Source organism: Nocardioides sp. Leaf285 (genome assembly GCF_001422955.1).
GTDB classification, from domain to species: Bacteria; Actinomycetota; Actinomycetes; order Propionibacteriales; family Nocardioidaceae; genus Nocardioides; species Nocardioides kribbensis.
In genome coordinates this window covers 425,653-438,633 of sequence record NZ_LMNH01000003.1, presented here as the reverse complement: position 1 = coordinate 438,633, position 12,981 = coordinate 425,653, and the positions used below count along the sequence as shown (strand labels likewise).

The 12,981-nt window shown below is 70.4% G+C and carries 13 protein-coding genes and 2 pseudogenes; 7 read left to right on the top strand and 8 right to left on the bottom strand.

What is annotated here, in order from left to right; translation table 11 throughout:
- The first annotated feature begins 39 nt into the window (after positions 1-39).
- From ASF47_RS10450 to ASF47_RS10420, 6 genes and pseudogenes are all read left to right on the top strand, one after another.
- A pseudogene (locus tag ASF47_RS10450) lies at positions 40-1,318 on the top strand (IS3 family transposase).
- A 676-nt stretch (positions 1,319-1,994) separates the two neighbouring features.
- Entirely contained in the window at positions 1,995-2,291 is a 297-nt protein-coding gene (locus tag ASF47_RS10440; RefSeq protein WP_442937562.1) for an ArsR/SmtB family transcription factor, read from the top strand.
- An 89-nt stretch (positions 2,292-2,380) separates the two neighbouring features.
- Positions 2,381-3,067, top strand: coding sequence for a cation diffusion facilitator family transporter (locus ASF47_RS10435; RefSeq protein ID WP_327138658.1), 687 nt, complete (start codon positions 2,381-2,383; stop codon positions 3,065-3,067).
- Entirely contained in the window at positions 3,067-3,777 is a 711-nt protein-coding gene (locus ASF47_RS10430; RefSeq protein ID WP_056863926.1) for a cation diffusion facilitator family transporter, read from the top strand. Before ASF47_RS10435 ends, ASF47_RS10430 begins: the two co-directional genes overlap by 1 nt.
- Positions 3,731-4,486 carry a methyltransferase family protein gene (locus ASF47_RS10425; RefSeq protein ID WP_235558715.1) on the top strand — a complete coding sequence of 252 codons (756 nt, stop codon included), beginning with the start codon at positions 3,731-3,733 and terminating at the stop codon, positions 4,484-4,486. Before ASF47_RS10430 ends, ASF47_RS10425 begins: the two co-directional genes overlap by 47 nt.
- Positions 4,486-5,397 carry a cation diffusion facilitator family transporter gene (locus ASF47_RS10420; RefSeq protein WP_056863925.1) on the top strand — a complete coding sequence of 304 codons (912 nt, stop codon included), beginning with the start codon at positions 4,486-4,488 and terminating at the stop codon, positions 5,395-5,397. The genes ASF47_RS10425 and ASF47_RS10420 overlap by 1 nt, the downstream gene beginning before the upstream one ends.
- Before the next feature lie 88 nt (positions 5,398-5,485).
- On the opposite strand, the gene ASF47_RS10415 is transcribed toward ASF47_RS10420, so the two are convergent.
- Positions 5,486-6,100: a DinB family protein gene (locus ASF47_RS10415; RefSeq protein WP_082500197.1), complete on the bottom strand. Its 615-nt coding sequence runs from the start codon at positions 6,098-6,100 to the stop codon at positions 5,486-5,488.
- A gap of 9 nt (positions 6,101-6,109) precedes the next feature.
- On the opposite strand from ASF47_RS10415, the gene ASF47_RS10410 reads away from it, so the two are divergent.
- Positions 6,110-6,421 carry a hypothetical protein gene (locus ASF47_RS10410; RefSeq protein WP_056863923.1) on the top strand — a complete coding sequence of 104 codons (312 nt, stop codon included), beginning with the start codon at positions 6,110-6,112 and terminating at the stop codon, positions 6,419-6,421.
- Positions 6,422-6,621: 200 nt separating this feature from the next.
- Here ASF47_RS10410 and ASF47_RS10405 read toward each other — a convergent pair whose 3' ends face one another.
- The 7 genes and pseudogenes from ASF47_RS10405 to ASF47_RS10375 all read right to left on the bottom strand — a co-directional run bounded on the left by ASF47_RS10405 (position 6,622) and on the right by ASF47_RS10375 (position 12,669).
- Positions 6,622-6,954, bottom strand: coding sequence for a YnfA family protein (locus ASF47_RS10405; RefSeq protein WP_056864588.1), 333 nt, complete (start codon positions 6,952-6,954; stop codon positions 6,622-6,624).
- A 55-nt stretch (positions 6,955-7,009) separates the two neighbouring features.
- Positions 7,010-7,291, bottom strand: a complete 282-nt coding sequence (locus tag ASF47_RS10400; protein ID WP_056863922.1) for a hypothetical protein — start codon at positions 7,289-7,291, stop codon at positions 7,010-7,012.
- Positions 7,288-7,770 (bottom strand): MerR family transcriptional regulator, encoded by a 483-nt coding sequence (locus ASF47_RS10395; RefSeq protein WP_056863921.1) that lies wholly within the window; start codon positions 7,768-7,770, stop codon positions 7,288-7,290. The genes ASF47_RS10400 and ASF47_RS10395 overlap by 4 nt, the downstream gene beginning before the upstream one ends.
- 216 nt (positions 7,771-7,986) lie before the next feature.
- On the bottom strand, positions 7,987-8,856 hold the full coding sequence (locus ASF47_RS10390; protein ID WP_056863920.1) for a F510_1955 family glycosylhydrolase: 870 nt from the start codon (positions 8,854-8,856) through the stop codon (positions 7,987-7,989).
- Between the two features lie 134 nt (positions 8,857-8,990).
- Positions 8,991-9,638, bottom strand: a complete 648-nt coding sequence (locus ASF47_RS10385) for a DUF305 domain-containing protein (RefSeq protein WP_056863919.1) — start codon at positions 9,636-9,638, stop codon at positions 8,991-8,993.
- A gap of 134 nt (positions 9,639-9,772) precedes the next feature.
- Positions 9,773-10,282 carry a DUF6153 family protein gene (locus ASF47_RS10380; RefSeq protein ID WP_156697852.1) on the bottom strand — a complete coding sequence of 170 codons (510 nt, stop codon included), beginning with the start codon at positions 10,280-10,282 and terminating at the stop codon, positions 9,773-9,775.
- A 26-nt stretch (positions 10,283-10,308) separates the two neighbouring features.
- Positions 10,309-12,669, bottom strand: a pseudogene (locus ASF47_RS10375) (heavy metal translocating P-type ATPase).
- Between the last annotated feature and the right edge of the window lie 312 nt (positions 12,670-12,981).

The window sequence follows — 12,981 nt, the reverse complement described above, 5'->3', positions numbered from 1 at the left end:
GCAAGTCCGGAGACTCCATTCGTTGGGAAGGTTGGAGTCATGTCAGGGAGTACGTCGAAGAGGTACCCGGCCGAGCTGCGTGAGCGGGCGGTCCGGATGGTCACCGAAATCAGGGCCGATCATGAGTCGGAGTGGGCGGCGATGACGAAGGTCGCCGAGCTGCTGGGCGTGGGGACGCCGGAGACCATCCGGAAGTGGTGTCGCCAGGCCGAGGTTGATGCCGGCCAGCGGCCCGGGATGACCTCGGAGGAGTCGGCGGAGCTGAAGCGGTTGAAGCGGGAGAACGCTGAGCTGAAGCGGGCCAACGCGATCCTCAAGAGCGCATCGGTTTTCTTCGCGGCCGAACTCGAACGGCCACAGCGCTGATCGTGGCCTACATCGACGAACACGTCGGTGTCTGCGACGGCGACGGTCTGCGATGGGGTGTCGAGTCGATCTGCGACCAGCTCACCGAGCTGGGCTGCAAGATCGCCCCCGCGACCTACTACGAGCACCGCTCCCGCAAGCCCACCGCCCGCGAGGCGCGGGACGGGGAGCTGAAGCCGAAGATCGCCGCAGTCCATGCCGCGAACTACGGCGTCTACGGTGCCCGGAAGGTGTGGCTGACATTGAACCGTGAACGCGCTGCCGAGGAGCCGCCGATCGCGCGCCGCACCGTGGAGCGGCTGATGGGCGAGATGAACCTGGCCGGTGCGGTGCGCGGGAAGGTCAAGCGGACCACGATCAGCGACCCGAAGGCGCCCAAGCCGCTCGATCTGGTCGACCGCAACTTCGCGCCGCTGGCACCAGATTGCCTGTGGGTCGCGGACTTCACGTATGTCTCGACGTGGTCGGGCTGGTGCTACACCGCGTTCGTCATCGACGCCTACGCCCGCAGGATCCTGGGCTGGTCAGTGGCGACAACAATGACCAGCCAGCTCGTCGTCGACGCGGTCGAGCAAGCGATCTGGACCCGGCAGCGTGAAGGCAAAGACCTGGCCGGTCTGATCGCGCACCACGACCACGGGGTCCAGTACCTGTCCGTGGCCTACTCCGAACACCTGGACGCTGCCGGGATCAAGCCCTCGACAGGAGCCGTGGGCTCGTCCTACGACAACGCCCTGGCCGAGTCGGTGTAGGGCTCTACAAGACCGAACTGATCAAGCCGAGGCGGCCGTGGAAGGGCTTCGACGACCTCGAGATCGCGACCGCCGAGTGGGTCGACTGGTTCAACCACCGCCGACCCCTCGAGTACTGCGACGACCTCACGCCAGTCGAGGCCGAGCAAGCTCACTACGCTCACCACCAGACCCCAGCAATCGCTGGAGTCTCAAACTAGAAGGTCTCCGGACACGCCGGGGCGGTTCATCCAGTACCGAGCACGCGAACGGGGCAGCCCCCAGTCGCAGGCGTCTGCGTTGTTCCGCATCCACCGCACGTCGGCCTGGTGGGTGCGCATCCAGGACACGTCATCGGTGGGGCGCTGCGCCCACGTCATCATCCTTGGGCTCGACGTCCCGGCTGCTGGCTGAGCCGACACGGTGGTGGCCGCGGGGTCAGAGCTGCTCCGGCCGAGGGCGTAGGAGCCACCCATGAGACTCAACAGCACGACGACGACGATCAGGGCTATCCAGCCGCCTCGGCGCATGTGACGTCGGGGTTGGGGCGAGTCAGACATGCTCACCACCTCCACCTTTCATCGTGCCCGTCTCCGCTGGTCGGCGGACGAGGCAGAGGTCCTGCGGGAGTGGGGGCGTCTGTCACTCGTTCCGGGCGCGCGGACCGCGGAGAGGTGCGGACGCAGCCTTGCGGGCTCCGTACCGCCTGTCGGTCGCGGCCGACGCCTCCGGGACAGCTCCGGGGCTTGCTCGTCGGACACCACCACCGCGCGGACGCGTCGTGGGTGCTAACATCGCCGAACCATGATGCCAACGATTGATGCTGCTACCGCTCCCGCGCCTCCCGACTCACTCGAGCGCGCGGGCCTGGAAGCGGCCGGCTGCCTGTTCCACGGCTTGAGCGACCCGAACCGGCTCATCATCCTTCGCCACCTCGCCCTCGGCGAGCACCGCGTCGTCGACCTCATGGCCCACCTCGGGCTCGCGCAGTCGACCGTGTCCAAGCACCTCGCCTGCCTCAAGGACTGCGGCCTCGTCGACTCCCGCCCCCAGGGCCGCGCGTCGCTGTTCTCCCTGACCCACCCCGAGGCCGTCCTCGAGCTGCTCACCGCCGCGGAACGGCTTCTCGGCCTGACTGGCGACGCCGTGACGCTGTGCCCGAACTTCGGCACCGCCACCCGCAAGGACGCCTGATGACCGCCCACGTGCACACCCCCGCCGCGCTCACCGCCGACGACAGGGCGCGTCTCGGTCGTCGCGCCCAGCTCCTCGCCGGCGCGTCCGTGGCCTACAACCTCATCGAGGCGGTCATCGCCATCACCGCCGGCATCATCGCGGGGTCAGTCGCACTCGTTGGGTTCGGACTCGACTCAGTCGTCGAGGTCTCGTCCGGGCTCATCATCTTGTGGCAGTTCCGCCACCGGCTCCCCGAGTCCCGCGAACAGCAGGCGCTGCGCTTGATGGCGCTGTCGTTCTTCGCGCTCGCCACCTACGTCACCTTCGAGTCGGTTCGCGCCCTGCTCGGCGACCACGACCCGGACACCTCGACGGTCGGCATCGCGCTGGCCGCGGCTTCGCTGGTCATCATGCCGTTCCTGTCCTGGGCCCAGCGGCGCACCGGCAAAGCCCTCGGCTCGAACGCGGTGGTCGCCGACTCCACCCAGACGCTGCTGTGCACGTACCTGTCCGCGGTTCTGCTCGTCGGGCTCCTCCTCAACGCGACCCTCGGCTGGTCGTGGGCCGACCCCATCGCGGGCCTGGTCATCGCCGCGGTCGCCGTGAAGGAGGGCCGTGAGGCGTGGCGTGGGGAGAACTGCGGCTGCGGACCCGTCGGCCTCGGCGCAGACGACGACGCCGACGGCTGCTGCGGCGGCGGCACCTGCACCGACGGCTGCTGCACACCCGCCGCCCAAGACGCTGAGCGCGCCGTCTCGGCGTCCGAGGTGTTCGAGATCGGCAGGCGGCCCTGATGTCTCGACCCACGCACAACCTTCCCGGCTCCCCGTCGCTAACCGACGCCGAAACCGAACGCCTGACACGCCGCGGGCTGCGGCTGGCGCAGTTCACGGTCGCCTACAACGTCGTCGAGGGTGCGGTGGCCATCACGGCCGGCCTGATGGCCGGGCTCGTCTCCTTGGTCGGGTTCGGTCTGGACTCCGGCGTCGAGTCGGCCGCGTCTGTGCTGGTCGGGCTGCGGCTCGCGGCGCGGCTGCGGCACGGGGAAGCTGACGAGGCCAAGGAGCGACGGACCCTCAAGGCCGTCGCCGTCACGTTCTTCGTGCTGGCCGCCTACGTCGTCTTCGAGGGCACCCGGTCCCTGCTCGCAGACGAGGCGCCGGAGCACTCGATGGTCGGCATCGTCCTGCTCGCCGCGTCGGTGGTCGTGATGCCGCTGCTCGCGCGCGCCAAGCGCCGCGTCGGCGAACAGCTCGGCGGAGACCCGCTCATCCTCGCCGACGCCGCCGAGACCCGCATCTGCGTCCTGCTGAGCATCTCCACGCTGGTCGGTCTCGGCCTGTACGCCCTCACCGGCGCGGCGTGGCTCGACCCCGTCGCCGGGTTCGTCATCGCCGCGTTCGCCGTCCACGAAGGCCGCGAAGCGTGGGAAGGCGAACTCGTCGAGGACGACGACGATGACGATGACGATGACGATGACGAACAGGATGAGGACGATGACTGAACTCGGCAACGACGCGGTCGCCGTGACCGCGCTGGCCATCTACGCGCTCTACCTCGGCGTCGGGTTCGGACTGCGCACCTGGGTGCAGTGGCGCCGTACCGGCGACACCGGCTGGCGAGGCATCTCCGGCAGGTTCGGTTCCCCCGAGTGGTGGGCTGGAGTCCTGTTCACCCTCGCGCTCGTAGCCGGCGTCCTCGGCCCCATCACCGCCCTGTTCGGACTCGACCCGGTCGCAGCCCTCGACGCAGCGCCTGTCCAGCTGCTCGGCGTCGCGGCGGCGGTCGCCGGCATCGCGGCAACGTTCGTCACCCAGCTCGCCATGGGCACCAGCTGGCGCATCGGCGTCGACGAGACCGAAACCACCGACCTCGTCACCGCCGGCCCGTTCGCGCTGGTCCGCAACCCCATCTTCACCGCCATGGCCACCACCGGCCTCGGCCTCGCGCTCATGGTTCCCAACCCCGTCGCACTCTTCGGGTTGGTCCTCCTGCTCGTGGCACTGCAGCTGCAGGTCCGAGTCGTTGAAGAGTCCTACCTCGTGCGCACCCACGGCCAGTCCTACGCCGCCTACGCGGCCACCGTCGGCCGGTTCGTCCCCGGCCTGGGACGCCTGACGCCCGAACCCTCCAACCACCCCGCCACCAACCCCGCCACCAACCCTGCCGACGGCTCGACCGACCGGCCCGCAACCACCGAGAGAGTCGCCTGATGGGCGCCGGACACAGCCACGGACCCGCAGCCGGGCACGCCGGTGGACGGCACCGCTGGCGTCTCGCCGTCTCCTTCGGCCTCATCGCCGTGTTCTTCGTGGTCGAGCTCACCTACGGCCTGATCTCCGGGTCCTTGGCGCTGCTCTCGGATGCTGGCCACATGGCCGCCGACGTCGTCGCCCTCGGCGCAGCGCTCGTCGCCACCCGCATCGCCACTCGCCGCGACACCACCGGGCGCCGCACCTACGGCTCGTACCGCGCCGAGGTGTTCGCCTCCGGCCTGGCCGTCCTGCTCATGCTGGGTGTGGCCGTGTACGTCGTCATCGAGGCGTTCGGCCGCATCGGCGAGGAGGTCACGGTCGAGACCGGTCCCATGCTCGTCGTCGGTGCGCTCGGCCTGGTCATCAACGTCATCGCGATGGTCCTGCTGCGCGGCGGCGCCGCCGAAAGCCTCAACGTCAAGGGCGCCTACCTCGAGGTCGTCGCCGACACCGCCGGGTCCGTCGGCGTCATCGCCGCCGGGCTCCTCGTCGCCGCCACCGACAACTCGTACTGGGACACGCTGGTGGCGCTCGCCATTGGCACGTTCGTTGCCGTCCGGGCGGTCATGCTCGGTCGCGAGGTCCTCGCCGTCCTCGGCCAGCACGTCCCCGCTGGCATGGAAATGGACGACATCACCGCCGACCTCGAGGCCATCGACGGCGTCGACGACGTCCACGACCTGCACGTGTGGACCCTGACCTCCGGCATGCACGTCGCCACCGCCCACCTCGTCGCCCGCGACACCACCACCGCCGCAGGTGTGCTCACCGAAGCACGACGGGTGCTGCGCACCGACCACGGCATCGAGCACGCCACCTTGCAGGTCGAAGCCTCCGCCGACCGCGGCTGCCACGAGTTCGACTGGTAGCAACGCCGTCAGGACCCCTCTGTCAACCTCGGTCCAGGAACGTACGACTCGCGCCCGGCCCTCACCCGACGGTGAGTGCCGCACGGGGCTACTCGAGGGTGAGCTGGGCCCGGTGGAAGTCGTAGTGCCGGGTCGGGTAGCGATACACCTGCTCGAGCGTCATCGCGTCGCCGAAGAACGGGTCCCAGCCGACTGGGAAGTGCATCCGGAGCCTCAGCGCGTCGTCGGACTCCGCATCCAGGCGGCGATGGAGCCGGTCGATGGTGTGGTCGAGCTGCCGCGTCAGCCGGGGGCCGTGGAAGACGAGTGCGCCACCCACGGAGCCGACGTAGTTGACGTAGTGGAACGGTCGAGTGCCGACGTTCAACGCGGCCGCGAAGGCGCGGCTGAACGGCTCGGGAAGTCGTCCGAACAGACGGACCAGGGGCAGGAGGCGGCGCACGAGCAGGTAGCCGAACGCCATGTGCCACAGCATCTGACCGTTGGTCCACCGTGTCCCGTTCGTGCGGCGGCGAAGGTCGACAGCGGTGGCCTGGGACACGACGTGGCGCAGGTCAGCTCGCGCTCGCTCTAGCTCGGCATGGATGCTCTGCCGGTCCGGCGGCTGCCCCTGTGTGGCCACGACCCAGTCTCCCGCGCGATGGCTGCTCACGGAACCGCTGACCGTGACGGGAGGGCAGTGACTCCGCGAGCGGTCGGGCATGCTGGTGGCATGGACGTGGAGCTGCTGGTGGTGACGGAGTGCCCGCACGAAGCCTCTGCCTACGACCTGACCGTGGCTGCGCTCGCCGAGCTCGACGCCTCAGCGTCGGTGTCCGTGACCGTCATCGAGTCCGATGAGCAGGCTCAGGCGCGCGGGTTCACGGGCTCACCGACGTTCCTCATCAACGGCCGGGACCCGTTCGCACAAGCGGGCGCAGCCGTGGGGCTGGCGTGCCGGATGTACCAGACTGCGTCCGGTCTGGCCGGCGTGCCAGGACTCGCCGAGCTGCGTGAGGCACTGCGCCGCTCGATGCACGCATGAGCGCGGCTCACGCCCTCGACGCTGGGTCGCGCTTGAGGCGCAGTGCCACCCACAGCCCGCATCGACGGCAGATGTAGGCGCCGCCGTTCAGGGCGTGCAAGGCGGCCCGCGGCTTGCTTCGCCCGCAACACGAGCAGCTCAGCTGCGTCGGCTCCATACCTGCATGCTCCCACTCCGGGCTGTGGGCTCGCGGCGAGCGCTCAGCCCGTCCGCGGGGCGTACATGATGACCGTCACCCCGACCAGACAAACCAGTGCGCCTGCCACGTCGTACCGGTCAGGACGGAAGCCGTCGAGGGCCACACCCCACAGCAGCGAGCCGACCACGAACACGCCACCGTACGCGGCCAGGATGCGCCCGAAGTTCGCGTCCGGCTGGAGCGTGGCCACGAAGCCGTACAGGCCCAGCGCGATGACGCCGGCACCGCCCCACAACCAGCCCCGGTGCTCCCGTACGCCTTGCCACACCAGCCACGCCCCACCGATCTCCGCGACGGCGGCCAACGCGAACAAGAACAGCGACTTCACGACCATGGACGTGAGTCTCCCAGTCGGTCCCATCGCGACGAGGAGCCCGTCCCCGCCGCGGTCAACCGGTGTCACCGGCCCGTGTCGCGCCCAGCTCAAGCTCGACAGGGCCAGCACCTTCCGGGAAGGCGCAGGCGACCTGCCGCGACCGGGAGCGACGCACCAGGACCCCTGCGATGCTGGCAACACCGACCACGACAGCGAACACGACGTCCGCGAACGCCAGGGTCGCGGCCGTGGCGGCGAACCCGGCGACGCCCAGGAACCCCACGACGGGGGTCGCGCAGCACACCGCGCACGCCGCAGTCGCCCCTCCCCCCAGATGCCGGTCCTTGAACGTCATCGTGAGCCTTCCACGGCGGTGGCGGCCGCGCTGGCCGGGTTGATGGTGATGGCGGTGAAGGGGATGGGGCAGCACTCGGCCGAGGCGCGGGCCAACAGGTCGTCGCATCCGGCGTCGATGGTGGCGGCGAGGTTGTCGCGGATGGTCTCCAAGTCGGTGATGGGGTTCTCGACCTCGATGAGCTTTTCGCGTGCCCGCTGCTGAAGACCCCCATCCACGCGCTTGCCGTGCCGGTGCCGGCCAAGCTCGAGCAGGTCGGCCACCTCGTCCAGTGTGAACCCGCGTTGCTGTGCGGCCTTGATGACGCGCAGCACCGTGACCGCCTCGGCGGGGTAGAGCCGGTGCCCTCCGGGGCTGCGGTCCGGTTCGGCCAGAAGACCCCTACGTTCGTAGTACCGCAAGGTCTCGATGTTCACCTCCGCGGCAGCAGCCACCGGCCCCCGCCGAAAGCCCGCCACTGCGCCAGCATCGCTCGTCATGACGTGGTGCCGAGCGTCGCTCCGGCGCGTTGGACCAGCCCGTCGAAGCCCTCGACGTACGCCGTCGGCACCAACACATCGACCGCCACGTGCCCGTCCACTTGGTCACTGGACACGCCGCGAGGATGCGGGGAGCGTGCGCGAGCGGCCGACGACCGCCTCCTGGGCCGGCGCCGAGGCGTGAGTCGCGCCGTTCGGGCCGGCGCATCCGGGGCATCAGTGGACCTGGAGGAGAACCTCCCAGGTCTGGCCCTCATCGGTGGACTCGTACACGCCCTTCTCGGTGGCTGCGTGCCACCTGCCCGCTACGGCGTCAAGTGCTTCGGCGGGGCCGTCGAGCTGGCCTGCCTTCTGCCACTGGACGGCGTCGGAGCTGGTCATGACCGTGCCGTCGGCGCCGATGCCTACCAGCGGTCCGTCGGGCTGCCAGTCGATGGCCGTGAGCGTTGGCGCCCCGGCTACTGGGCGGGGCTCCTGCCCGTCGGTGGAGCGGACAAGGGCGCCGCGGTCGGTGGTGGCGTAGACGGTGTCCGGGTCGGCGGGATCAGCGGCGAGATCGTAGAGCGGCTGCGTGCTGAGGGTGGTCCAGTTCTTGCGGTCGGTGGTTGTGAGGAGCGACCCGCTCACGGAGTCGTAGGCGTAGATGCGGTCGCCCGCCGGTTCGATGGCGTGCAGGTCGGCGTCGCCGAGCAGCGACACTGTCTCCCACGTCTCGGCGCCGTCGGTGGACTCGATCAGCCCCAAGCTGGCCGGGAGTCGTTCGCGCAGGTCGGGATGGCCGGACCCGAGGAAGTGACCTGGGCCCACCACGGCGAAGCCCATGGTGTCCTGCCATCGGTCGGCGACCCGTTCGGGCGTCCCGTCCTGGCCGACGCGGAAGACGCCGAAGTGGGAGGCCACGTACAAGGTGCCGTCGCCTGGGTCGACGCCGAGGCCGTGCACGTGGCCCAGCGCCGTGTCCTCGGCAGCGTTCGGCGCCCCCGGCGGGGTCGGGCTGTCGTCGGTTCCGCAGCCGGTCAGGACGAGAGCGGCGGCTCCGACGGTGAGAACGGTTGCGGTCATGCGGCGTTGCGGGCGGTGGAACATGACACTCCGGGTGGGGGTGAGTGGGTCTGGGTGAGCGGGTGGTCTACGCGGTTCGGGGACAACCCGGTGGTGCAGGGCGGTCACCCGACATGGGGTGACCGCCCCGCCGCGGACGAGCGCGGATGCTTGGTGCCTCAGGAGCCGAGCAGCGAGTTCATCTTCTCGATCTCGGCCGTCTGCGTGTCCACCACATCACCGGCGAGGTCGACGGCCGGCTTGTACTGGCCGTTCTCCTGCTGCTCCTGGGCCATCTCGACGGCGCCCTCGTGGTGCTCAACCATCATCTCGAGCCACATGTTCTGAAACTCGGCGTCGGAGGCGTTCTCGAGCTCGTCGAAGTCCTCGCCCGACATCATGCCGGGCATGTCGGAGGCCAGGCCGTCCATGGAGTCACCCATCCCACCCATGTCGTGCCCGGCGTTGGAGTGGTCGCGCATCGTCGCGGGGATCTCCTCGTCCCAGTCCTGGAGCCAGTCGCTCATGGTCTCGATCTCGGGGCCCTGGGCCTCGCGGATGTCGTCGGCGAGCTGCTGCACCTCGGGGTCGAGGGTGCGGTCGACGGTCAGGTCCACCATCGAGAGGGCCTGGGCGTGGTGCTGGATCATGTCGGTCGCGAAGGCGACGTCGGCGTCGTTGTGGTCGGTCTCGGACACCTGCGCGGACGTGTTGCCGGGCGCCTCGTCGTTGCCGCACGCGGTGAGCGTGAGTGCCAGGCCGAGGGTCAGGCTGCCGAGCAGCAGGGTGGGCCGGCGTACGAGCGCGGCGGGTCGGGGGTAGCGCATGAGGTGGTTCTCCTGTTCGAGGTCATCAGGGTCAGGCAGGTCGGGTGCGCACCGCTCGGGCAGCACTTGATCCAGGCGCGCGACAAGGTGCAGGCGCAGCAGGGACCGTGCTGGGTCGGCGGGCTACCTGCCTGTCAGCACCTGATGACGGAGAACTGCCACACGGGCGGTGGGCCGGTGCCGCGGACCCGCCGCTGGACCCGGGCGCGTACGGCGGCGGGTGCGAACGTGGCCGGCAGCAGCGGCCGCCGTACGCCGACGGCCAGCAGGACGAGCAGGGTGAGCGCCGCGCCGGCGAGCATGACGACGCACAGCATGGCCATGCCCGCCATGTCGTGTCCCGAACCCGAGCCCCGGTCAGCCTCGGCGCGGACGGCTGTGGTCCCTGTGGCGTGTTCCGCGGCGTGGGCGTCGTGTGAGCTGCTGGCAACCATCTCCGTGGCGTGGGCAGGCGCCGTCATGCCGGTGGCAGCCACTGGCGCGACGGTGGTGCCGTGGCTGGTGAGGGCGTGCATGCCGAGGATGCCGACAACGAGGGCCACGACGAGCGCTGCCAGCGCAGTGGGGACGCTGACGCGCGCAGCCGCCGGCACCCGCAGGGGTCTGCGGGTGCCAGCGGCGGTGGTCGTGGGCGCGGGGCTCATCGGGTTCGATGCTACGGACGGCGGGTTCAGCCGAGCCGTTGGGTGCGCAGTCGCAGGGCGTTGATGATGACGCTGACCGACGACAGGGCCATGGCGGCCGCGGCGATGACCGGGGACAGCAGCCACCCGAACACGGGGTAGAGGACGCCGGCCGCGATGGGGATGCCCGCGGTGTTGTACGCGAAGGCGAGAAAGAGGCCCCTGCGCACATTCGACATGACGGCGTGGGAGAGCTGGCGGGCGTGGGCGATGCCGTTGAGGTCGCCGCGGAGGAGGGTGACACCGGCGGACTCGATGGCGACGTCGGTGCCGGTCCCCATGGCCAGGCCCACGTCGGCGGCCGCAAGGGCGGGGGCGTCGTTGACTCCGTCGCCGGCGAACGCGACGACGCGGCCTTCGGCGCGCAGGCGGTTGACGACGTCCGCCTTGTGGTCGGGCAGCACCTCAGCCTCGACGCGGTCGATGCCGAGGTCGGCGGCAACGGCCTGCGCGGTGACCTGGTTGTCGCCGGTGAGCATGATGACCTCGATGCCCTCCTTGCGGAGCGCGGCCAGGGCGGCGGGGGTGGTGTCCTTGACCTGGTCGGCGATGCCGATGACGCCGGCCGGCTGCCCGTCGATGGCGACGAGGACGGCCGTGGCGCCGCTGCGGCGCAGCTCGTCCGCCGGCCCAGCCAGCTCTGCCGGGTCGACGCCCTGGCTGGTGAGGAACCCGGTCGTGCCGATGAGCACCCGGCGGCCTTCGACAGTGCCGAGGACGCCCTTGCCGGCGGGCGCGTCGAAGTCAGCCACCTCAGGCAGCCTGCCGCTCGACTGGGCCTGGGCCTTCTCGACGATGGCGCGGGCCAGGGGGTGCTCGGAGGCGTTCTCCACCGCGGCTGCGAGCCGCAGCAGCTCGTGGGCGTCGTGGCCGGTGGCGGGGTGGATGGCGGTGACGGCGGGCTTGCCTTCGGTGAGGGTGCCGGTCTTGTCGACGACGACGGTGTCGACCTTCTCCATCCGCTCGAGCGCTTCGGCGTTCTTGATGAGGACACCCATCTGGGCGCCGCGGCCGACGCCGACCATGATGGACATGGGTGTGGCCAAACCGAGGGCACACGGGCAGGCGATGATGAGGACGCTCACCGCGACCACGAGGGCGTGCGCCAGTTGGGGGTCGGGTCCGACGAGGGCCCAGACGACGAACGCGAGCACGGCGATGCCGATCACGGTGGGCACGAACACCGCGGAGACCCGGTCGACGGTGCGCTGAATGGGGGCTCGGGAGCGTTGCGCCTCGGCGACCATGTTCACGATGCGGGCCAGCATCGTGTCGCGGCCCACCGCGGTGGCGCGCACCAGCAGCGCGCCGGTCTGGTTGAGGGTGCCGCCGATGGCGTTGTCGCCGGCGTGCTAGGTCACCGGCATCGACTCGCCGGTGACCAGCGACTCGTCGACGGCGGAGTTCCCGTCCTCGACGAGGCCGTCGACCGGGACCTTCTCGCCGGGGCGCACGCGCAGCAGGTCGCCGAGCTGGACCTGGTCGAGGGTGACTTCTTCGTCGGTGCCGTCGTCGCGGATGCGGCGGGCGGTCTTCGGGGAGAGGTCGAGGAGCGCCTTGATGGCACCCGAGGTCGCCTCGCGGGCGCGGAGCTCGAGGACCTGGCCGAGCAGGACGAGGGTCGTGATGACGGCGGCCGCCTCGAAGTACACGTCGACGGCGCCGTCGGTGCGGAAGGCGTCGGGGAAGATGCCGGGCGCGACGGTGGCGACGACGCTGAACAGCCAGGCGACGCCGGTGCCCATCGCGATGAGGGTGAACATATTCAGGTTCCGGGTTCGCACCGATGCCCAGCCGCGGACGAAGAACGGCCAGCCGGCCCACAGCACCACCGGGGTGGCGAGGGCGAGCTGGATCCACGTCGACCCGGTCGCGGAGACGTTGTCGTGCAGCCACGGGACGAGGTCGCGGCCCATGCGGAGAATGAGGACCGGGATGGACAGGGCGACGCCGATCCAGAACCGACGGGTCATGTCGCGCAGCTCCTCGGAGGGCCCCGCGTCAGCGGTGACCATCACGGGTTCGAGGGCCATGCCGCAGATCGGGCAGGTGCCCGGCCCGTCCTGCCGGATCTCGGGGTGCATCGGGCACGTGTACTCGACCACCTCGGCACCGGATGCGGCCGGAACCGGCTGGCTGGGTGCGCTGCCGGGGGCGCTGTTGGACGCGTGGAGGAACGCCTCCGGGTCCGCGAGGAACCGGGACCGGCAGCGCTCGGAGCAGAAGTGGTGGGTGACGCCTTCGTGCTCGGCGACGTGCTCGGTCGTGGCGGGGTCGACGTCCATGCCGCACACGGGGTCCTTGACCGCTCCGCTCTGAGCGGTGACGTGGTGCTGGTGGCTGCTCATGACTCGATGATACCCCCTGGGGGTATGTTCGCAACCCCCGACTCGGTGGTGGGCGGGTGAGGTGTGGCGAAGCGGTCGGGGTCGCCGGCGTACTCGCGTTGGCACCCGTCGGAGCAGAACCACACGGTGCGTCCGAGCCGTTCGAGGCTGGGCCCGGTCGGCTCGACGGCCACGACGCTCAGGCGGGGGTGGATGAGGCGATGAGCGCCATCACCAGGCTCGTCCGTTCGTGACAGACATGCGTCCGCGCCGGGTGGTGGAGGCCTGACCGAAGAGTTGTGGACCCCGGTCAGGCCTCCAGACGCGAGAGAG

Coding starts and splice junctions, on each gene's coding strand:
- ASF47_RS10430 (WP_056863926.1), top strand. CDS start 3,067: ATGTCTCGACCCACGCACAACCTTCCCGGCTCCCCGTCGCTAACCGAC.
- ASF47_RS10425 (WP_235558715.1), top strand. CDS start 3,731: ATGACGATGACGATGACGATGACGAACAGGATGAGGACGATGACTGAA.
- ASF47_RS10420 (WP_056863925.1), top strand. CDS start 4,486: ATGGGCGCCGGACACAGCCACGGACCCGCAGCCGGGCACGCCGGTGGA.
- ASF47_RS10415 (WP_082500197.1), bottom strand. CDS start 6,100: ATGCCCGACCGCTCGCGGAGTCACTGCCCTCCCGTCACGGTCAGCGGT.
- ASF47_RS10410 (WP_056863923.1), top strand. CDS start 6,110: ATGGACGTGGAGCTGCTGGTGGTGACGGAGTGCCCGCACGAAGCCTCT.
- ASF47_RS10405 (WP_056864588.1), bottom strand. CDS start 6,954: ATGGTCGTGAAGTCGCTGTTCTTGTTCGCGTTGGCCGCCGTCGCGGAG.
- ASF47_RS10400 (WP_056863922.1), bottom strand. CDS start 7,291: ATGACGTTCAAGGACCGGCATCTGGGGGGAGGGGCGACTGCGGCGTGC.
- ASF47_RS10395 (WP_056863921.1), bottom strand. CDS start 7,770: ATGACGAGCGATGCTGGCGCAGTGGCGGGCTTTCGGCGGGGGCCGGTG.
- ASF47_RS10390 (WP_056863920.1), bottom strand. CDS start 8,856: ATGTTCCACCGCCCGCAACGCCGCATGACCGCAACCGTTCTCACCGTC.
- ASF47_RS10385 (WP_056863919.1), bottom strand. CDS start 9,638: ATGCGCTACCCCCGACCCGCCGCGCTCGTACGCCGGCCCACCCTGCTG.
- ASF47_RS10380 (WP_156697852.1), bottom strand. CDS start 10,282: ATGAGCCCCGCGCCCACGACCACCGCCGCTGGCACCCGCAGACCCCTG.